General features: G+C 28.5%; 16 protein-coding genes. 13 read left to right on the top strand and 3 right to left on the bottom strand.

Annotated features, from left to right (window positions below):
• The first annotated feature begins 649 nt into the window (after window positions 1-649).
• On the top strand, window positions 650-2959 hold the full coding sequence (locus ABDZ71_RS09625) for an AAA family ATPase (protein ID WP_343761148.1): 2310 nt from the start codon (window positions 650-652) through the stop codon (window positions 2957-2959).
• 110 nt (window positions 2960-3069) lie between these two features.
• On the opposite strand, the gene ABDZ71_RS09620 is transcribed toward ABDZ71_RS09625, so the two are convergent.
• Both ABDZ71_RS09620 and trhA read right to left on the bottom strand, forming a co-directional pair.
• Entirely contained in the window at window positions 3070-3330 is a 261-nt protein-coding gene (locus tag ABDZ71_RS09620) for a late competence development ComFB family protein (RefSeq protein ID WP_343761147.1), read from the bottom strand.
• Window positions 3331-3375: 45 nt separating this feature from the next.
• Window positions 3376-4020 (bottom strand): PAQR family membrane homeostasis protein TrhA, encoded by a 645-nt coding sequence (gene trhA / locus ABDZ71_RS09615; protein ID WP_343761145.1) that lies wholly within the window; start codon window positions 4018-4020, stop codon window positions 3376-3378.
• 349 nt (window positions 4021-4369) lie between these two features.
• On the opposite strand from trhA, the gene ABDZ71_RS09610 reads away from it, so the two are divergent.
• On the top strand, window positions 4370-5302 hold the full coding sequence (locus ABDZ71_RS09610; RefSeq protein WP_343761143.1) for a flavodoxin domain-containing protein: 933 nt from the start codon (window positions 4370-4372) through the stop codon (window positions 5300-5302).
• A gap of 135 nt (window positions 5303-5437) precedes the next feature.
• On the opposite strand, the gene ABDZ71_RS09605 is transcribed toward ABDZ71_RS09610, so the two are convergent.
• Window positions 5438-6118 (bottom strand): TetR/AcrR family transcriptional regulator, encoded by a 681-nt coding sequence (locus tag ABDZ71_RS09605; protein ID WP_343761141.1) that lies wholly within the window; start codon window positions 6116-6118, stop codon window positions 5438-5440.
• 378 nt (window positions 6119-6496) lie between these two features.
• Here ABDZ71_RS09605 and ABDZ71_RS09600 point away from each other — a divergent pair, with 378 nt between their 5' ends.
• The 11 genes from ABDZ71_RS09600 to grdC all read left to right on the top strand — a co-directional run.
• The gene (locus ABDZ71_RS09600) at window positions 6497-7825 is read left to right on the top strand and encodes a glycine/sarcosine/betaine reductase component B subunit (RefSeq protein ID WP_343761139.1); all 1329 of its coding nucleotides are present in this window, start codon (window positions 6497-6499) and stop codon (window positions 7823-7825) included.
• A gap of 15 nt (window positions 7826-7840) precedes the next feature.
• Window positions 7841-9154: a betaine reductase selenoprotein B gene (gene grdH / locus ABDZ71_RS09595; protein ID WP_343761137.1), complete on the top strand. Its 1314-nt coding sequence runs from the start codon at window positions 7841-7843 to the stop codon at window positions 9152-9154.
• A 130-nt stretch (window positions 9155-9284) separates the two neighbouring features.
• The gene (locus ABDZ71_RS09590; RefSeq protein ID WP_343761135.1) at window positions 9285-10841 is read left to right on the top strand and encodes a glycine betaine uptake BCCT transporter; all 1557 of its coding nucleotides are present in this window, start codon (window positions 9285-9287) and stop codon (window positions 10839-10841) included.
• A 92-nt stretch (window positions 10842-10933) separates the two neighbouring features.
• On the top strand, window positions 10934-11413 hold the full coding sequence (grdA, locus tag ABDZ71_RS09585; RefSeq protein ID WP_343761133.1) for a glycine/sarcosine/betaine reductase complex selenoprotein A: 480 nt from the start codon (window positions 10934-10936) through the stop codon (window positions 11411-11413).
• Between the two features lie 516 nt (window positions 11414-11929).
• Window positions 11930-13258 (top strand): glycine/sarcosine/betaine reductase component B subunit, encoded by a 1329-nt coding sequence (locus tag ABDZ71_RS09580; RefSeq protein WP_343761131.1) that lies wholly within the window; start codon window positions 11930-11932, stop codon window positions 13256-13258.
• A 15-nt stretch (window positions 13259-13273) separates the two neighbouring features.
• On the top strand, window positions 13274-14587 hold the full coding sequence (grdH, locus tag ABDZ71_RS09575) for a betaine reductase selenoprotein B (protein WP_343761129.1): 1314 nt from the start codon (window positions 13274-13276) through the stop codon (window positions 14585-14587).
• 110 nt (window positions 14588-14697) lie between these two features.
• On the top strand, window positions 14698-16242 hold the full coding sequence (locus ABDZ71_RS09570; protein ID WP_343761127.1) for a glycine betaine uptake BCCT transporter: 1545 nt from the start codon (window positions 14698-14700) through the stop codon (window positions 16240-16242).
• 39 nt (window positions 16243-16281) lie between these two features.
• The gene (gene trxB / locus ABDZ71_RS09565; protein WP_343761125.1) at window positions 16282-17220 is read left to right on the top strand and encodes a thioredoxin-disulfide reductase; all 939 of its coding nucleotides are present in this window, start codon (window positions 16282-16284) and stop codon (window positions 17218-17220) included.
• A 93-nt stretch (window positions 17221-17313) separates the two neighbouring features.
• Window positions 17314-17634 carry a thioredoxin TrxA gene (gene trxA / locus ABDZ71_RS09560; protein WP_343761124.1) on the top strand — a complete coding sequence of 107 codons (321 nt, stop codon included), beginning with the start codon at window positions 17314-17316 and terminating at the stop codon, window positions 17632-17634.
• 88 nt (window positions 17635-17722) lie between these two features.
• A complete protein-coding gene (grdA, locus tag ABDZ71_RS09555) occupies window positions 17723-18202 on the top strand; it encodes a glycine/sarcosine/betaine reductase complex selenoprotein A (RefSeq protein WP_343761122.1) in 480 nt (159 codons plus the stop codon).
• Window positions 18203-18712: 510 nt separating this feature from the next.
• Window positions 18713-20078: glycine/sarcosine/betaine reductase complex component C subunit beta (gene grdC, locus ABDZ71_RS09550; RefSeq protein WP_343761119.1), on the top strand; the 1366-nt coding region annotated here is incomplete at its 3' end.

The following is a 20078-nucleotide window of genomic DNA, read 5'->3' as shown; positions in this document are numbered from 1 at the left end:
AAATATTGTTAAAGACATAGATTTATAGATAATAAATAGACTAGAGTGTTGAATTCTAGGAAAACTTAAGTGTTATCAAATTTGATTGAAAATGCTTATTAAGTTAAAATTAATACAAGAGTTTTATTTATTTTAAAACATATTAGGAGTGGATTTTTGTGGACCGTAAAAGCTATGCCGTCAAAAGGATAGTTATAACTTTTTTATTAATTGGCTGTTCATTTTTAATGACCTATTTTTTTATAAAATTTAAAGACGTTTTACTTTAAATATGACATAATTATAGATATAAATTAATATAATACTAAACTAGCTTGTGCTAGTTTTTTATTTTGCATAAAACTAAAACACTTGGTAATCAAGTGTTTTTATTTTATGAAATAATTATACAATTAACTTGATAAATACGTTAAACCGTTAACAAAACTTAGTTTTGTACTATATATATGTATTAGTAAGTTAATTTTAAAAATTATATATAAATGTATTTTAAATATAAAGTTTATTAAAAACAAGAGATTATGTAATTAAATAGAAGTATTTAACCTTAAATATTAAAATAATATCCAAGTTTTTTGTTCTATTTTTGTTACTAAATTGGTTATTTATGAATATTATTATAGTAATCGGTGAAAGGAGGAAAAGTATAATGCTAAAGGAATTAAATGTGAAAGATATATTGTATGATTTAGATTTTAGTGATGTTAATATAGATAGATCTTTAAAAACTATTCCAAAGTATGAAAGCATCTACGAAAAAATACAAACTTCTTTGGAGATAGATAAATCAGGGTATAACTTATATATAGTAGATGATTTTTCCAATGATAAAGTGGAAAATATAAAAGAATTTATACAAAACAAATTATCCTATAAGCCTTCACCTAAAGATATTTGTTATGTAACTAATGAGGATCAAAAATATCCATATTCAATAAAACTGGATTCAGGTATGGGCAAGGTTCTTAGTAAAACTCTTGAGAAAATTCAAGATAATTACAGTGAACACATATATGAATTTTATAATAATTTATCTAATAATAAAGAAACTATAATAGAAAATTTGCAAAAGGAAAGAAATGAGCTTATAGATGATCTTCTTAAATTATCTAAAAAAGAAGGATTTAGTATAAAATCTAGTGATAATGGTTTTGTATTTATGCCTATAAAAGAAGACAAAATTTTAAGTGAAGATGATTATGATAATTTAGGAGTTGAAGAAAAAGAAGCTATATTAAGTAAAGTTACAGAACTTAAAAAAGAAGCACAAAATGTGTTAGAGAAGTTAAAGGATATAGAAAAAGAGGGAGTAGAGAAAATAAAAGTACTTTTAGAAGAATATCTTTTAGAAAACATGAAAGAAGATAAAGAAGACTTTAGAAGAGAATTTGAAAATAGCATGGAAGCTTTAGAATTTTTAAATAGTGTTTGTAGAAATATAGAAGAAGAATTGATTGAAAATTATACAATAAATTATGAAGAAGATTTAGAGGAAATAGCAAAAATAATATATAAGTATAAAGTTAATGTTTTAGTTGATAATAGTGAAAATAAAAATCCCTTAGTTATATTTGAAGATGACCCTAGCATGGCTAATTTAGTTGGTAGTATAGAGTATGAAAATAAAAATGGCGTATATGTAACAGATATAAATTTAATAAAAGCAGGTTCTATGATAAAAGCTAATGAGGGATGTTTAATATTAAGGGTAAATAGTTTATTTTCAAATCCATTAGCTTATTATTATTTAAAAAAGTCACTTCTTAATGGAAAAGTAGATTTTGATTATAATAAAGGATATTTAGAAGTTTTAGCTTTAAGTGGTTTAAAACCAGAACCAATACCAATAAATACTAAAGTTATACTTATAGGAGATTATGAAACTTATAATTTACTATACAGCTATGATGAAGACTTTAAGAAAATATTCAAGTTAAAAGGAGAATATAATCCTGTAATAAATATGACACCTTCTTGTAAAAGTGAATTATTTTATAATATTAAATCTATATGTAATAGTAAAAAGCTAAGTAATATATCTGAAGGTGGAATTTTAGAAGTAGCAAAATATCTTTCTAGAAAAGCAGAAAATAGAAATAAAATTTATTTCAATGATTTTGAACTAAATAATATATTGGTAGAAGCAGATAGATTAGTGAAAAAACAAAAAGATAGCAATACAATACAAAGAGAAGATATTGAAAAAGTAATATATAAAGATGAAATAATAGAAAAAGAAGTGTTAGATGAGTATAAAAATAATACAATATTTATGAGTATAGAAGGAACTAAAGTAGGGCAAATAAATGGATTATCTGTTATAGATTTAGGATATCATAGATTTGGAAGACCTATAAGGATAACTTGTTGTTGCTATAAGGGTCATGGAAATATAATTGATATACAAAAGGAAAGTAATTTAAGTGGTAGTATACACGACAAAGCTATAAATATATTAAAAGGTTATATAAATAATTTAGTGGGAGCCTATGATAACTTACCAGTAGATTTTCATATAAGTTTTGAACAAATATATGGAAAAGTAGATGGAGATAGTGCGTCTGTCGCAGAAATTATTTCTATAATATCTGCTTTGTCTAAGATAGGAATAAAACAAAATATAGCAGTAACAGGTTCTATAAACCAATTTGGAGAAGTTCAGCCAATAGGTGGAGTAAATGAAAAAATAGAAGGCTTCTTTAATGTGTGCAAGTCTTTAGGAGGATATAAAGGAAAAGGGGTTTTAATACCTAAATCTAATAAAGATAATTTAGTATTAAATGAAGAAGTAGAAAGAGCTATACTAAAAGGAGAATTCCATATATATACTATGGAAGATGTAAAAGATGCTGCTGAAATTTTACTAGGAAAAGATTATACTAAATTCCAAGTTATAATGCTTAATATAGATAAGGAAACTAAAAAATATAATAGAAAATTTAGAGGAAGAAATAGATAGTTTTTTAATATAGGTTATAAGTATAAAAATAGTACTAGAAAGTTTTCTAGTACTATTTTTTTATAATTATTTATTGTAATGTGTTTTTTATATTAATAATATAATTTATTTTAATGATTTGGATTTTGAGATACTATTTCAATTGCAAGAGCTAGTTCTGTAATTACATTGATTTTGAATTGGGATTTTAATTCATTAAGCTTTGTATATACTAACCCTTTTTCTGTAACGATGTATAAAGGTGGAAGTTTATTTAAAGCTACAGCTTTTATATCCTCTATGCATCTATCGCAAGTACATATGTCTTTATGTTCTTTTATAAGATCTGGTAAGATATGATCTATTATATCTTCCATATAATTCTTAATCATTTTCTATATCTCTCCTTTGATCATTAGTATATTATTATATATTAGTTAAACTTTAGGAATCATATATAAAAGTGAAAAAAAGTGAAAAGTTGTTCCTGCAATTACAAAGAGATGCCATATTGGATGATTATAAGGTATATTATCTTTTATAAAAAGAATACAACCTAAAGAATAACTAAGTCCACCTGCTATTAGATATATTATAGAAATAGTAGGAACTACTATTGAAAGTTTTTTTATATGAAGTATTATAAGCCAACCCATTAAAAGATATATAAGTGTAGATAATTTTTCGAATTTCCCAGTAGTAAAGGATTTTATTACAATACCTAATATAGCAAGTCCCCATTCTATACCAAATATAGTAAAACCAAGGGGGTCTCTAAGGGAAGTAAGTATATAGGGGGTATATGTTCCTGCTATTAATAGATAAATAGAGCAATGATCAAAAACTCTAAATACTTTTTTTACAGTTTTTCCAGGAAGGCTGTGATATAAAGTTGATTCTAAATAAAGTATTATCATACATGCTCCAAATATAGAGTAGCTAGTTATATACCATGGGTCTCCATATCTTGCTGATTGAACAACTAAAATTACAAGTCCTGCTATAGCCAAAAGTGAACCTATACCATGAGTTATAGCATTTGCTATTTCTTCACCTTTAGTATAAAAATTATTATTTGCCATAATAAATTCTCCTTAAATTTTAATTTAATGCTCTATATATTATATCACTAATTAGTTAAGCATATAAAAAAATCTTCCAGTACTAATGGACTTATTTTTATATAGTTTATTTATAATATTAAAATTATATAAGATTAAATTTTTTATTTATAATGTTACGATTTTTTATATAAATCAGATTTTGTTAATTAAAGTGCAAATATAATATGAAGTAGTAGGATAAAAGAAGTAATTGCTCTATTTTTCATATTATAAACATATGTAAAATAATAGAAAAGATTTATAATTAATATATGACTTGAAGAATATACTTTAAATTAGAAAAACTATATAATAGGAGTGATTAATTATGAAAAGAACTTTACTTTTATATGAAAGTAGATATGGTTTTACAAAAGAAGCTATAGAAAAAATTTCCATGATATTAGGACCTTCAAAAATGTGTACAGTAGAAGAATTTAAAAATGAGTATAAAGATTTTGATTTCTTTGTTATTGCATCTTCAGTAAATTATGAAAAGATTAGTGAAAAAATATATAAATTTGTTTGTGAAAATAAAAAGTGGCTTACTCATAAGCCTATAGCGGTTATTTGTACTTGTTTAAGTAAGGAAAGAAGCAAACAATATATAAAGCCACTATTAGACATATTAGGAGAATCAGTAGTTTTTAAGAAAACTATATTAGGAAAACTTACATTAGATAAATTAAATAAAGAAGACTATTTATCTATGAAAAAATTTTCTGATATGTCAGGAATGCCATTTGAAAATATTGATAAATCCAATACTTATGAGATAGTTAATTGTGGTTTAGAGATTAAAAGAAAAAGAGATTTTGATTTTAAAAAAAATAAAGAGGATATTAGAAAATATATAGATGAGTTTATAAGTGACCACAATACTTCTACTCTTTGTACAGGATTTGATAAAAATGTAAGGTCTACTGCCATAGAGTATACTTATATAGATGATTATATGTTTTTTATATCAGAAGGTGGAGAAAAATTTGCTAATATAATTATGAATCCTAGAGTTAGTATTTCTATTTATAATGATTTTCATAGTATGGACAATTTAGGAGGAATACAGATTAATGGTTTAGCTTCAATTATTCCAAAAGAAAGTGAAGATTATAAGGAGTTTATGAAAAGAAAAAAAATAAACGTAGAAAAACTTTCAGTAGATATGAACCTTATAAAAGTTAAGTTAGAGAATGTAGAATTTATATGGTCTAAACTAAAGAGTAAAGGATATGAAGTAAAGCAATATTATAAATATTAGGTTAAGTTTATAATAATAAACTGATAAAAGAATGGCTAATAAAAGATAGGGCTAAACTTTAAATTTAAAGTTTAGCCCTATCTTTTTAATTTTTATTTATTTAAATATTTTTTATGTATATACTCTAGAAGTAATTTATAAATTATAAAATGCATTAGGCATTTCATCGTTTATATAAGAAAGGATAGAATTTTTTATATATTTTAATATCTTATCTGTAGCTTCTTCTACTGAATATGATACTTTGTTATTTAAAATATTGTAAAGCATACTTTCATATAACAATACAATCATTTCGTTTAATTCTGTAATAGAAGAAGATGTTAAAAAATCTTCATTTATACATTCTTTTAGAAGGGATAAATTTCTATCATACAGATTTTCACTCAAAAACATAGGAAGTAAATATTTAGATTGTTTACTAATTTCATCAGAGAAAAGTGAAAAGTATTGTTTTATAAGTTCATTTGAATCGTTATCAGTAGCGAAAAATAGATGAAAATATATTTCAGGTTTTTCAAATGAATGAATACAAAAACAACGCCAAATATTTATGAATACTTCATAAGTATTTTCACAATCTTTTATAAAACTAGGTAGTTCATGAACATAATCTTCTAAATATTTTATTGAACTAAAGTACACAAGTTCATCTAGGTTTTTAAAATAGTTATAAAGAGTTGCACTATTAAATCCTGCTAAATCTGATACTTTTCTGATTGTAACTAAATCAAAAGATTCTTTTTCAATGATTTTTTGAGTGGCAGATATAAAATATTTCATCATTCTTTTTTTCTGAATAGTTTTCTTGTCCATTTAAATCACCGTTTCTATATTTATTTTCAAATCCAAACATATTATAACTATTAATTTATCTTATGTAAAGGAGATTAGTTATAGATATAATTTATAGTATTTAATAATTACTATTTTGTTAACTAATAGGAATATATTACAAAGTAATAATATTGTAAATATAAAATTATTATGAAAATATAAAGGTATTATTTATATTTATAGGTAGTATTTGTTATTTAAATAACAAAATTAAACATGATTATCCATTAATCGTGTTTACATCTAGGAGTATAATATGTTAATATTTAGTTATACATCACAATAAATAACAATTATTCAAAAATATTCACAACAATTTTAATTAAATTGTTAAAAAATATAAAAGGGGTGTAAAATATGAATTTAAAAATTGGAAATTTCTTTGTGAAAGATATCCAGTTCGGACAAGCTACGTCTTACAATGACGGAATTTTAACAATTAATAAAGAAGAAGCATTAAGCTTTGTTAAAGAAGATGAACACATAACTGAAGCAGATTTAGTAATAGTAAAACCAGGAGATAAAGTTAGACTTGTTCCTGTTAAAGAAGCTATTGAACCTAGAGTGAAAGTTGAGGGTGGAGAAACAATATTTCCAGGATTTACAGGAAAAGTAGCTTCAGCAGGAAAAGGAGTAACTCATGCTTTAAAAGATTGTAGTGTTTTAGTAGTAGGAAAACACTGGGGTGGATTCCAAGACGGTCTTATAGACATGTCAGGAGAAGGTGCAAAATATACATACTTTTCTAAGCTACAAAATATAGTCCTTGTTGCAGATACAGATGAAGATTTTGAAAAACATGAACAACAAAAGAAAAATAAAGCATTAAGACTTGCAGGACATAAACTTGCAGAGTATGTTGCTTTATGTGTAAAGGATTTAAAACCAGAAGAAGTTGAAGAATATGAATTACAACCAGTAATAAAAAGATCAAAAGAAGTTTCAGATTTACCTTCAGTAGTTATGGTAATGCAACCACAATCTCAAATGGAAGAGATGGGATATAACGATTTAGTTTATGGTTGGGATGCAAATCATATGGTACCAACTTTTATGAATCCAAATGAAATTTTAGATGGAGCAGTAGTTTCAGGAAGCTTTATGCCTTGTTCTTCAAAATGGTCAACTTATGATTTTCAAAACAATCAAACAATAAAAAGGCTTTACAAAGAACATGGAAAAACAATTAATTTCTTAGGAGTTATAATGTCAAACTTAAATGTTGCTTTAGAACAAAAGAAACGTTCAGCAATATTTGTAGCTCAAATGGCAAAATCTTTTGGAGCAGATGGTGCTATAGTTGCAGAAGAAGGATATGGAAATCCAGATGCTGACTTTATAGAATGTATAGTAGCTTTAGAAGATGTTGGAGTTAAAACAGTTGGAGTTACAAACGAATGTACAGGAAGAGATGGACAATCTCAACCATTAGTTACATTAGATGAAAAAGCAAATGCAATAGTTTCTTGTGGAAACGTTTCAGAACTTATAAAACTTCCTCCAATGGAAACTGTTATAGGAGAGCTTGAATCTTTAGCTAGAGATGGTTTATCTGGCGGATGGGCAGATGATGAAATATTAGGATCATCAGTTAAAGAAGATGGATCAATAATAATGGAAAACAACGCAATGTTTTGTGGAGACCAAGTAACAGGATGGTCACCTAAGACAATGAAAGAATTTTAGGGAGGTGCAATAGAGATGAAAAAGGCAATAGTATATTTAAATCAATTCTTTGGACAAATTGGTGGAGAAGATAAAGCAGATTTTGCTCCAGAAATACGAGAAGGTTTAGTTGGACCTGCTACAGAGTTTAACAGAAAACTAAAAAATGCTGAAGTTACTCATACAGTAATATGTGGAGATAACTTTATGGGATCTAATAAAGATGAAGCAGTAGAAAAAATACTTGGATTTTTAGAAGATAAGGAATTTGATATATTCTTTGCAGGACCTGCATTCCAAGCTGGTAGATACGGAGTTGCTTGTGGTAACATATGTAAAGCTGTTAAAGAAAAATTCAATGTTCCAGTTATAACATCTATGCATGTAGAAAATCCTGGTGTAGATATGTTTAAAAAAGATGCTTATGTATTTGTAGGTGGAAACAATGCTGGAAGAATGAGAAAAGATATAAAACCTATGGCTAAATTTGGAGATAAAATCTTAGCTGGTGAAAAATTATTATCAGCAGAAGAAGAAGGCTATTTTGTAAGAGGAATAAGACATCAAGTTTGGCTTGAATCAGGAAAACCTGCTTCAGATAGAGCTGTAGAAATGATGATTAAAAAGTTAAATGATGAAGAATTTAACACAGAACTTCCAATTCCAAAATTAGATAGAGTAGAAATTGCAGCGCCAATAAAAGATTTAAGTAAAGCTAATATAGCTTGTGTAACAAGTGGTGGAATAGTTCCAGTAGACAATCCAGATAGAATTCAATCAGCTTCAGCTACAAGATGGGGAAAATATGATGTATCAGGATTAGAAAGATTAGAAGGTGGAGTTTATAAAACTATACATGCAGGGTTTGATCCAGCTGCAGCAGATGCAGATCCTAATGTAATAGTACCTTTAGATGCTTTAAGAGCATATGAAAAAGAAGGCAAAATAGGAAAAGTACATGAATATTTCTATTCAACAGTAGGAACAGGAACAACAGAAGCAGAAGCCTCTAGAATGGCAAAAGAAATAGTAGAATGTTTAAAAGAAGGTAAGGTAGATGGAGTTATATTAACTTCTACATGAGGAACTTGTACACGTTGCGGTGCAACGATGGTAAAAGAAATAGAAAGAGCAGGATTCCCAGTAGTTCAAATGTGTAACTTAATACCAGTTGCTAAAACTGTTGGAGCAAATAAAATAGTACCAACAATATCTATACCTTACCCACTAGGTGATCCATCAGACTCAAAAGAAGAACAATGGAAGCTTAGATACCATAGAGTAGGTGTAGCTATAGATTCTTTAGCAACAGATATTGAAGATCAAACTATATTTGATGTAAAAATTTAAAGTTTATGTAAAAGAAGCTGTCTTAAAATGGAAAAATACTATATGTATTTATTAATGCTTATATTAAATTTTATATACCAATATAAAGCTATCTTTAAGGCAGCTCTGATATACAATAAGGGGTGTGTTGATGGCAAATAAAATAGAGAAGAAGGACAATAAAGTTTTTTATATATCGTTAGTTATAGTTTTTGCTATAGTTTTATGGGGATTGATTGCTCCAAAAAACTTTTCAGATGTAGGTAATAAAGCATACAGTTTTCTAACAGATAAGTTTGGATGGCTTTATCTAATGTCAATGCTTTTCTTTGTGTTTTTTGGATTGGCTATAGCTTTTAGTAAATATGGAAAAATAAGATTGGGACCAGATGATTCAAAACCTGAATATAAAACATCTTCATGGTTTGCTATGTTATTTGGTGCAGGAATGGGTATTGGATTAGTATTTTGGGGGGTAGCTGAACCGATTTCTCATTTTGTAAATCCACCAGGATTAAAACCAGGATCAACTGAAGCTGCTAATTTTGCAATGATGGTATCTTTTAAGCATTGGGGATTTCATCCATGGGCTAACTATAGCATACTTGGAATGGCATTAGCTTATTTTCAATTTAGAAAGAAAAAACCAGGTCTTATAAGTAGTATATTTATTCCACTTATAGGAGAAGAAGGGGCTCGTGGTACAAAAGGAAAAATAATTGATATATTTGCAGTATTTGCTACAGTTGCAGGAGTTGCTACTTCTTTAGGGCTTGGAACTCTTCAAATTAACAGTGGTCTAAATTACTTGTTTAATATTCCACAAAATAAAATTGTTCAAATGGTTATAATAGGTATAATAACTGTGATATTTATTTGGACAGCTGTTACAGGAATAAAAAAAGGTATAAAATTAATATCTGATATTAATCTTTATGTAGCATTTGTTCTATTACTTTTAGTTATAATAATAGGACCTACATTAAAAATATTTAATTCTTTAACAAATGGTTTAGGAATGTATATAAGTGATTTTGTGAAAAATAGTCTTCATATAGAGGCTTTTGGAGATAATTCTTGGATAAGTAATTGGACTATATTTTATTGGGCATGGTGGATTGCTTGGGCACCATTTGTAGGTACTTTTATTGCTCGTATATCTAAAGGTAGAACTATAAGAGAATTTATAATCGGAGTTATTCTTGCTCCATCTTTAGCATCTTTTATTTGGTTTGCTTCTTTTGGAACTTTAGGAATAAATTTAGGTAGCAAGTTAAGTTTAAATACTTTAAGAGTAATGGCAAAAGTACCAGAGACTGCATTGTTTCAAGTTATAAATGAATACCCATTAGCAGTACTTGTATCTTTAATAACTATATTCTTATTGTGTACATTTTTTATCACATCAGCTAATTCAGCAACATTTGTTTTAAGTATGTTTACTTCTAATGGAGATTTAAATCCTAAAAATAGTAAAAAAGTATTGTGGGGTGTGATACAAGCTCTTCTTGCTACAGTATTGTTATTAACAGGAGGACTTAAGAGTTTACAAGTTTGTTCTGTAGCAGCAGCTTTTCCATTTATATTCATAATGATTTTAGGGTGTATTTCATTTGTAAAGGCTTTGCAACAAGAAGGTAAGGAAACTATAGAAAATGATTCGAAAAAAAATATAACAGTTAAAAGCAATAACAATGTAAGTTCTTAAGTATAAATAGTTTGTATAAGATTTAAAAGTTGTAGTATAACTTTAAATTTACATTAAATTATTTTAAATTAATATATAAAGGAGTATTTGAAATGAGTTTATTTAAAGAAGGAAGAAAAGTAATAATTATTGGAGATAGAGATGGTATACCAGGACCGGCTATGGAAAAATGTTTAGAAAAAACTGCAGCAGAAGTGGTATTTTCATCAACTGAGTGCTTTGTGTGAACAGCCGCTGGTGCAATGGATTTGGAAAATCAAAAAAGAGTAAAAACATTAACTGAAAAATATGGAGCAGAAAATATAGTAGTACTTTTAGGTGCTGCAGAAGGAGAAGCTGCAGGACTTGCAGCTGAAACAGTTACAAATGGAGATCCAACATTTGCTGGACCTTTATCAAATGTAGCTTTAGGATTAAGAGCTTATCATGCAGTAGAAAAAGAATTTAAGGAAGAAGTAGATGAAGAAGTATACGATGAACAAATAGGTATGATGGAAATGGTTTTAGACGTTGATGAAATCGTAGAAGAAATGACAGACATAAGAGAAGAATTCTGTAAATTTAATGATTAAGATAAAGAGAATTATTAAATCTTAGGTTAAAGAGCTAAGTAATAGTAGTTTTATTTTTGTAAAAGGACTATATTAAAATGAATTTATATTTGTTTTGATATAGTTTTTTTATTTTTTAGAAAATTAAAAAAATATTATTCTAATATATGGATAAAGATTAAAAAATATCAAACAATTAATCCATGAAATTTTAATAAAAGCATTAAAGAAAAAACAAAAAATATGTAATAAAATTCTAAAATATATTTAATATGTAATAAATTCAATAAAAAAGGGGATATATTTACCTTAATATGTATTTAAATTACAATATGTGGAATGCATAAGTAAAATTGATAAGTGCTATTTGTTATTTTTATAACAAAAATAACCATGATTATATGATAATCGTATTTACAGAAAGATTGTTTGTGTGGTAAAATTAAGACAAGTCAGAAAATTGTAAACGAATAAAATGTTATATTTTGTTTATTTACAGTAATAATTAAAAAATATGTAAAAAAAGGGGTGTAGAATATGAATTTAAAAATTGGTAATTTCTTTGTAAAGGATATCCAGTTTGGAGAAACTACGTCTTACAATGACGGAATTTTAACAATTAATAAAGAAGAAGCACTAAACTTTGTTAAAGAAGATGAACACATAACAGAAGCAGATTTAGTAATAGTAAAACCAGGAGATAAAGTTAGACTTGTTCCTGTTAAAGAAGCTATTGAACCTAGAGTTAAAGTAGAAGGTGGAGAAACAATTTTCCCAGGATTTACAGGAAAAGTAGCTCCAGCAGGAAAAGGAGTAACTCATGCTTTAAAAGATTGTAGTGTTTTAGTAGTAGGAAAGCACTGGGGTGGATTCCAAGACGGTCTTATAGACATGTCAGGAGAAGGAGCAAAATATACATACTTCTCTAAGCTTAAGAATATAGTTCTTGTTGCAGATACAGATGAAGATTTTGAAAAACGTGAACAACAAAAGAAAAATAAAGCATTAAGACTTGCAGGACATAAACTTGCAGAATATGTTGCTTCATGTGTAAAAGATTTAAAACCAGAAGAAGTTGAAGAATATGAATTACAACCAGTAATAAAAAGATCAAAAGAAGTTTCAGATTTACCTTCAGTAGTTATGGTAATGCAACCACAATCTCAAATGGAAGAGATGGGATATAATGATTTAGTTTATGGTTGGGATGCAAATCATATGGTACCAACTTTTATGAATCCAAATGAAATTTTAGATGGAGCAGTAGTTTCAGGAAGCTTTATGCCTTGTTCTTCAAAATGGTCAACTTATGATTTCCAAAACAATCAAACAATAAAAAGACTTTACAAAGAACATGGAAAAACAATTAATTTCTTAGGAATTATAATGTCAAACTTAAATGTTGCTTTAGAACAAAAGAAACGTTCAGCAATATTTGTAGCTCAAATGGCAAAATCTCTTGGAGCAGATGGTGCTATAGTTGCAGAAGAAGGATACGGAAATCCAGATGCTGACTTTATAGAATGTATAGTAGCATTAGAAGATGTTGGAGTTAAAACAGTTGGAGTTACAAACGAATGTACAGGAAGAGATGGACAATCTCAACCATTAGTTACATTAGATGAAAAAGCAAATGCAATAGTTTCTTGTGGAAATGTTTCAGAACTTATAAAACTTCCTCCAATGGAAACTGTTATAGGAGAACTTGAATCTTTAGCTAGAGATGGTTTATCTGGCGGATGGGCAGATGATGAAATATTAGGATCATCAGTTAAAGAAGATGGATCAATAATAATGGAAAACAACGCAATGTTCTGTGGAGACCAAGTAACAGGATGGTCACCTAAGACAATGAAAGAATTTTAGGGAGGTGCAATAGAGATGAAAAAGGCAATAGTATATTTAAATCAATTCTTTGGACAAATTGGTGGAGAAGATAAAGCAGATTTTGCTCCAGAAATAAGAGAAGGTTTAGTTGGACCTGCTACAGAGTTTAATAAAAGATTAAAAAATGCTGAAGTTACTCATACAGTAATATGTGGAGATAACTTTATGGGATCTAATAAAGATGAAGCAGTAGAAAAAATACTTGGATTTTTAGAAGATAAGGAATTTGATATATTCTTTGCAGGACCTGCATTCCAAGCTGGTAGATACGGAGTTGCTTGTGGTAACATATGTAAAGCTGTTAAAGAAAAATTCAATGTTCCAGTTATAACATCTATGCATGTAGAAAATCCTGGCGTAGATATGTTTAAGAAAGATGCTTATGTATTTGTAGGTGGAAATAATGCTGGAAGAATGAGAAAAGATATAAAACCTATGGCAGCATTTGGAGATAAAATATTAGCTGGTGAAAAATTATTATCAGCAGAAGAAGAAGGTTTCTTTGTAAGAGGAATAAGACATCAAGTTTGGCTTGAATCAGGAAAACCTGCTTCAGATAGAGCAGTAGAAATGATGATTAAAAAGTTAAATGATGAAGAATTTAAAACAGAACTTCCAATTCCAAAATTAGATAGAGTAGAAATTGCAGCACCAATAAAAGATTTAAGTAAAGCTAATATAGCTTGTGTAACAACAGGTGGAATAGTTCCAGTAGACAATCCAGATAGAATTCAATCAGCTTCAGCTACAAGATGGGGAAGATATGATATATCAGCTTTAGATGATTTAGAAGGTGGAGTTTATAAAACTATACATGCAGGATTTGATCCAGCTGCAGCAGATGCAGACCCAGATGTTATAGTACCTTTAGATGCTTTAAGAGCATATGAAAAAGAAGGTAAAATAGGAAAAGTACATGAATATTTCTACTCAACAGTAGGAACAGGAACAACAGAAGCAGAAGCGTCTAGAATGGCAAAAGAAATAGTAGTATATTTAAAAGAAGCTAAGGTAGATGGAGTTATATTAACTTCTACATGAGGAACTTGTACACGTTGCGGTGCAACGATGGTAAAAGAAATAGAAAGAGCAGGATTCCCAGTAGTTCAAATGTGTAACTTAATACCAGTTGCTAAAACTGTTGGAGCAAACAAAATAGTACCAACAATATCTATACCTTACCCACTAGGTGATCCAAAAGATCCAAAGGCCCAACAATGGAAACTTAGATACCATAGAGTAGGTGTAGCATTAGACTCTTTAGCAACTGATGTTGAAGATCAAACTATATTTGATGTTAAAATTTAGAATTAGAACTTTTAAAATATAATAAGACCTATAGTGTTAGATTATAATATATTTTAATTAATATTTCAAATTAAGATCTAGCACTATAGGAAAAATGAGGAGCTGTTTTAATGGGAGAAAAGAAGACAGGTGATAATAAAGTTTTTATAGGATCCCTAATAGTAGTTTTTACTATAGTTTTCTGGGGATTAATTGCTCCAACAAATTTTTCTAATGTTAGTAATGCAGTATATAGATTCTTAACAGATAAATTTGGCTGGTTATATCTTATGGCAATGTTTTTCTTCGTAGTATTTGCACTGATTTTAGCATTTAGTAAATATGGAAAAATAAAGCTTGGACCAGATGATTCAAAACCTGAATACAAAACATCTTCATGGTTTGGAATGTTATTTGGTGCAGGAATGGGTATAGGACTAGTATTTTGGGGCGTTGCAGAACCACTTTCTCACTTTACAAGCCCCCCAAATGGTTTAGAAGCAGGTAGTGTAGAAGCTGCTAACTTTGCAATGAAGACTTCTTTTACTCATTGGGGTTTTCATCCATGGGCAAGTTATAGCATAATTGGATTAGCTCTTGCATATTTTCAATTTAGAAAAAAAAGAGCTGGACTTATAAGTAGCATATTTATTCCACTTATCGGTGAAGAAAGAGCAAAAGGAACATTAGGTAAAGTAATTGATGGAATTGCAGTATTTGCTACAGTTTCAGGAGTTGCTACATCTTTAGGACTTGGAACTCTTCAAATAAATAGTGGATTTAATGTTTTATTTAATGTACCTAAAACTACATTAGTTCAATTAATAATAATAGTAATAGTTACTATAATATTTATTTGGACAGCAGTTTCTGGTATAGAAAAAGGAATAAAAATACTTTCAGATATAAACTTAATTTTAGCATTTGTTTTATTAATGTCAGTTATATTAATAGGACCTACTTTGAAAATCTTTAATTCTTTAACAAATGGGTTAGGATTTTACATAGCTGATTTTGTTAGAGATAGTTTAAAAATAGAGGCTTTTGGTAATAATTCTTGGATAAGTCAATGGAGAATTTTCTACTGGGCATGGTGGATTGCTTGGGCTCCATTTGTTGGAACATTTATAGCTAGAATATCAAAAGGTAGAACTATAAAAGAATTTGTTCTTGGAGTTATGGTTGCACCGTCAGTTGCATCATTTATATGGTTCTCAGCTTTTGGTACACTTGGAATTAATTTAAAAGAAAAACTATCTATTACAGCACTTGGAGAGATAGCAAAAGTTTCAGACACAGCATTATTCTCAGTAGTTAAAAATTATCCTTTAGCTACATTTGTATCTGTAATAACTATAGTTTTACTATGTACATTCTTTATTACATCAGCTAATTCAGCTACTTTTGTTCTTGCTATGTTTACTTCTAACGGTGATTTGAATCCTTCAAATACAAAGAAAATATTATGGGGGGTAATACAAGCAGCACTTGCAGTATCTCTTTTAGTGAGTGGAGGACTTGAAAGCTTACAAACTATATCTGTAGCAGCAGCATTCCCATTCATATTTATATTAGTATTTGGGTGTATATCCTTAGTTAAAGCTTTAAAAACAGAGAATGTTACAGAGGAAAAAACAAAGAAAAAAATAGTAGGAGAAAAAGTTTTAAATCAATAATATAACATTTAATTTTATTTATCATAAGGGGGAGAAATAATGGATAATATTTATGACGTTGTGATTATAGGTGCAGGTCCAGCAGGACTTTCAGCAGGATTATATGCATCAAGAGCAAAATTAAAAACATTAATACTTGAAAAAGGTAAAGCAGGTGGACAGATAGTAATTACAGACGAAGTTGCAAATTATCCAGGATCAGTAAGAGAAGCAACTGGAGAAACTTTAATTGCTAGAATGGAAGAACAAGTTGAAGAATTTGGAGCTGAAAGAAAAAAAGATATCATAAAAGAAGTAGAACTTGAAGGAGATATCAAAGTTTTAAAAGGTGAAAAAGAAGAATATAAAGCTAAAGCTGTTATTATAGCAACAGGAGCATCTCCAAGATACATAGGATGTCCTGGAGAAAAAGAATTAACAGGAAAAGGTGTATCTTATTGTGCTACTTGTGATGCAGACTTTTTCCAAGACCTTGAAGTATTTGTTGTAGGTGGAGGAGATTCAGCTGTAGAAGAAGCTTTATATCTTACTAAATTTGCAAGAAAAGTAACAATAGTTCACAGAAGAGATGAACTTAGAGCAGCAAAATCTATTCAAGAAAAAGCCTTTAAAAATCCTAAAATGGATTTCATGTGGGATTCTGTTATAACTGAAATAAAAGGTGATGGAATAGTTGAATCTGCAGTATTTGAAAATAGAAAAACTGGAGAAACTCATGAATTCTTTGCTGATGAAGAAGATGGAACTTTTGGAGTATTTGTATTTATAGGTAATGTTCCAATAAATAACCTATTTAAAGGTAAAGTTGAAATGAATGAAAAAGGATACATTTTAACTAATGATAAAATGGAAACTAATATACCTGGTGTATTTGCAGCTGGAGATATAAGAGAAAAAGCTTTAAGACAAGTAGTTACTGCAGCAGGAGATGGAGCTACAGCAGCTGTTTGTGCAGAAAAATACATTGAAAGTAAATAGTTTTTAACTTAAGTTATAAAGCTTTGATAAGTTAGTTTATTATCAAAGTATTATAAATAAATTTTATATACAGTTTAGAAAGGGGTAATAATAATGTTATTATTAGACAAAAAAACATTTAAAGAAGAAGTACTAGAATCAGAAGGTTTCATAGTAGTTGATTATTTTGGAGATGGTTGTGTTCCATGTAAGGCATTAATGCCAGATGTAGAAGAACTTGCAGAAAAATACGAAGGAAAAGTTAAATTCTGCAAATTAAACACTACAAAAGCAAGAAGACTTGCTATATCTCAAAGAGTTTTAGGTCTTCCAGCTATAGTTTTATATAAAGATGGTGAAAAAGTAGCAGAAGTAGTTAAAGAAGATGCTACAAAAGAAAACATCGAAAAAATGATAACTGAAAACATTGGATAGTTATAAAAGCTAAAAATTTGTTTAAGTGGATCTAATAATAAATTAACCATAAATAAATTAACATAATAAATCAAGGGAGGAAATAAACATGAGTTTATTCGGAGAAGGAAGAAAAGTAATAATCATTGGAGACAGAGACGGTATACCAGGACCAGCTATAGAAAAATGTTTAGAAAAAACAGAATCAGAAGTGGTATTTTCATCAACTGAGTGCTTTGTCTGAACTGCCGCTGGTGCAATGGATTTGGAAAATCAAAAAAGAGTAAAAGCATTAACTGATAAATACGGAGCAGAAAATATAGTTGTAGTTTTAGGTGCAGCAGAAGGTGAAGCATCAGGACTTGCAGCTGAAACAGTTACAAACGGAGATCCAACATTTGCTGGACCTTTATCAAATGTAGCTTTAGGATTAAGAGCTTATCATGCAGTAGAACCAGAATTTAAAGCAGAAGTAGATGAAGAAGTATACGATGAACAAATAGGTATGATGGAAATGGTTTTAGATATTGATGAAATCATAGAAGAAATGACTGATATAAGAGAAGAATTCTGTAAATTTAACGATTAGTATTAAAAAAACTCATTATAAATGGGTGATATAATATCACCCATTTATAAAATAAAATATTGTAAGTTTAATATATTTTATTTAAATTATTAACTTTAATATAAAGTATAGTTTTATTTAGTAGTATTCTAAAATGTTTGTTTTGTTGATATTTGATATTTGCCTTATCAAATATGATTTTTAATTAAATGGTTTAAATCTATAAAATATAATTAAGGTTTAATATAGTAGTATTTTAAAACATTTATATATTATAGATGTTAAAATTAAAAGTGTTTGTTAAAGTGTTTGTTAAAGTGTTTGTTAAAGTGTTTGTTAAAGTGTTTGTTAAAATTTATAGTATCATAACTAATAATATTCTAAACTTATTTGTTTTGTCAAATATAAGTTTAAATTGTTAGTTATTTAGAAGTTTTAATTGTGTGATTTTAAAAAGAATAGTTTTAAACTTTATATGTAAAGTATTTGTGTTTGTAAAATAGCTTATAAATTAAAATCGGAGGGATAAAAATGGATTATCCAGTAGTAAAAGGAGCAGGCTATATTTTAGTTCATACTCCAGATATGGTACTTCACAATGGTACTACTCAAACAACAGAAAAGGTAGTAAATCCAGACTCAGATTATTTAAAAGAGTTACCTAATCATCTAAGAAAATTTGATGAGGTTGTAAAATATATGCCTAATCAAGTTTACATAGGAAATAAAACTCCAGATGATTTAAGAGAAGTAAAAATGCCTTGGTTTGATAAGCCAATGGAAGAAGTAGATAGATACGGAAAATTTGGTGAAATAATGCCACAAGATGAATTCTTAGGTTTAATGGAAATCTGTGATGTTTTTGATTTAGTAAAACTAGAAAAAACTTTTGCAGAAAAAGTAAAAGAAAAATTAGCAAAACACCCATTAATCACAGAAGAAATGGTTTCAAAAATTGGTGAAGGTGTAGATGCTGAAAGTATAAAAAAATCTGTAGAAGAATCTCACTCTGAAGGATTATATAACGATGGAGAATTAGTAGGTTGTGTTGAGAGAGCTCATGATGTAGATCTTAATCTAACAGCTCATACTATGCTTGAAAACTTAGTAGTAAAAGCTTCAGGAGTATTAGCTCTTGCAAACCTTATTGCTAAAAATAACTTAGATGCTAATTCTATAGATTATGTTATAGAATGCTCAGAAGAAGCTTGTGGAGATATGAACCAAAGAGGTGGCGGAAACTTTGCTAAATCTTTAGCAGAAGTTTGCGGATGCAACAATGCTACAGGTGCTGATATGAGAGGATTCTGTGCAGGACCTACACATTCATTAATTGCAGCTTCAGCTTTAGTTAAATCAGGAGTTTACGATAACGTAGTTATTGTAGGTGGTGGAGCTAGCGCAAAACTTGGAATGAATGGTAAAGATCATGTTAAAAAAGATATGCCAATTCTTGAAGATTGTTTAGGTGGATTTGCTGTATTAATAAGCAAAAATGATGGAGTAAACCCAATTCTTAGAACAGATTTAGTTGGTAGACACACTGTTGGAACTGGAGCATCACCACAAGCTGTAATAGGATCTTTAGTAACAGATCCTATAGAAAAAGCTGGACTTAAAATAACTGATATTGATAGATATTCAGCAGAAATGCAAAATCCAGATATAACAAAACCAGCAGGAGCTGGAGATGTACCGCAATCTAACTATAAAATGATAGGTGCATTAGGAGTTAAGAAAAAACACATAGAAAGAAAAGCATTAAATGACTTTATAAAAGATCATGGAATGCCAGGTTGGGCTCCAACACAAGGACATATTCCATCAGGAGTACCTTACCTAGGATTTGCTATGAAAGATTTAACAGAAGGTTCTTTAAATAGAGCTATGATAGTAG

Source organism: Clostridium oceanicum (genome assembly GCF_039521385.1).
Lineage (GTDB): Bacteria > Bacillota > Clostridia > Clostridiales > Clostridiaceae > Clostridium_F > Clostridium_F oceanicum.
The sequence above is the reverse complement of the archived record's forward strand: the minus strand, read 5'-3'. Positions and strand labels throughout refer to the sequence as shown.

Bases quoted from the DNA above. Each gene is read 5' to 3' on its own strand.
- trxA (WP_343761124.1), top strand. From the start codon at position 17,314: ATGTTATTATTAGACAAAAAAACATTTAAAGAAGAAGTACTAGAATCA.
- ABDZ71_RS09600 (WP_343761139.1), top strand. From the start codon at position 6,497: ATGAATTTAAAAATTGGAAATTTCTTTGTGAAAGATATCCAGTTCGGA.
- ABDZ71_RS09610 (WP_343761143.1), top strand. From the start codon at position 4,370: ATGAAAAGAACTTTACTTTTATATGAAAGTAGATATGGTTTTACAAAA.
- ABDZ71_RS09625 (WP_343761148.1), top strand. From the start codon at position 650: ATGCTAAAGGAATTAAATGTGAAAGATATATTGTATGATTTAGATTTT.
- trhA (WP_343761145.1), bottom strand. From the start codon at position 4,020: ATGGCAAATAATAATTTTTATACTAAAGGTGAAGAAATAGCAAATGCT.
- ABDZ71_RS09620 (WP_343761147.1), bottom strand. From the start codon at position 3,330: ATGATTAAGAATTATATGGAAGATATAATAGATCATATCTTACCAGAT.
- ABDZ71_RS09580 (WP_343761131.1), top strand. From the start codon at position 11,930: ATGAATTTAAAAATTGGTAATTTCTTTGTAAAGGATATCCAGTTTGGA.
- ABDZ71_RS09570 (WP_343761127.1), top strand. From the start codon at position 14,698: ATGGGAGAAAAGAAGACAGGTGATAATAAAGTTTTTATAGGATCCCTA.
- ABDZ71_RS09605 (WP_343761141.1), bottom strand. From the start codon at position 6,118: ATGGACAAGAAAACTATTCAGAAAAAAAGAATGATGAAATATTTTATA.
- ABDZ71_RS09590 (WP_343761135.1), top strand. From the start codon at position 9,285: ATGGCAAATAAAATAGAGAAGAAGGACAATAAAGTTTTTTATATATCG.
- trxB (WP_343761125.1), top strand. From the start codon at position 16,282: ATGGATAATATTTATGACGTTGTGATTATAGGTGCAGGTCCAGCAGGA.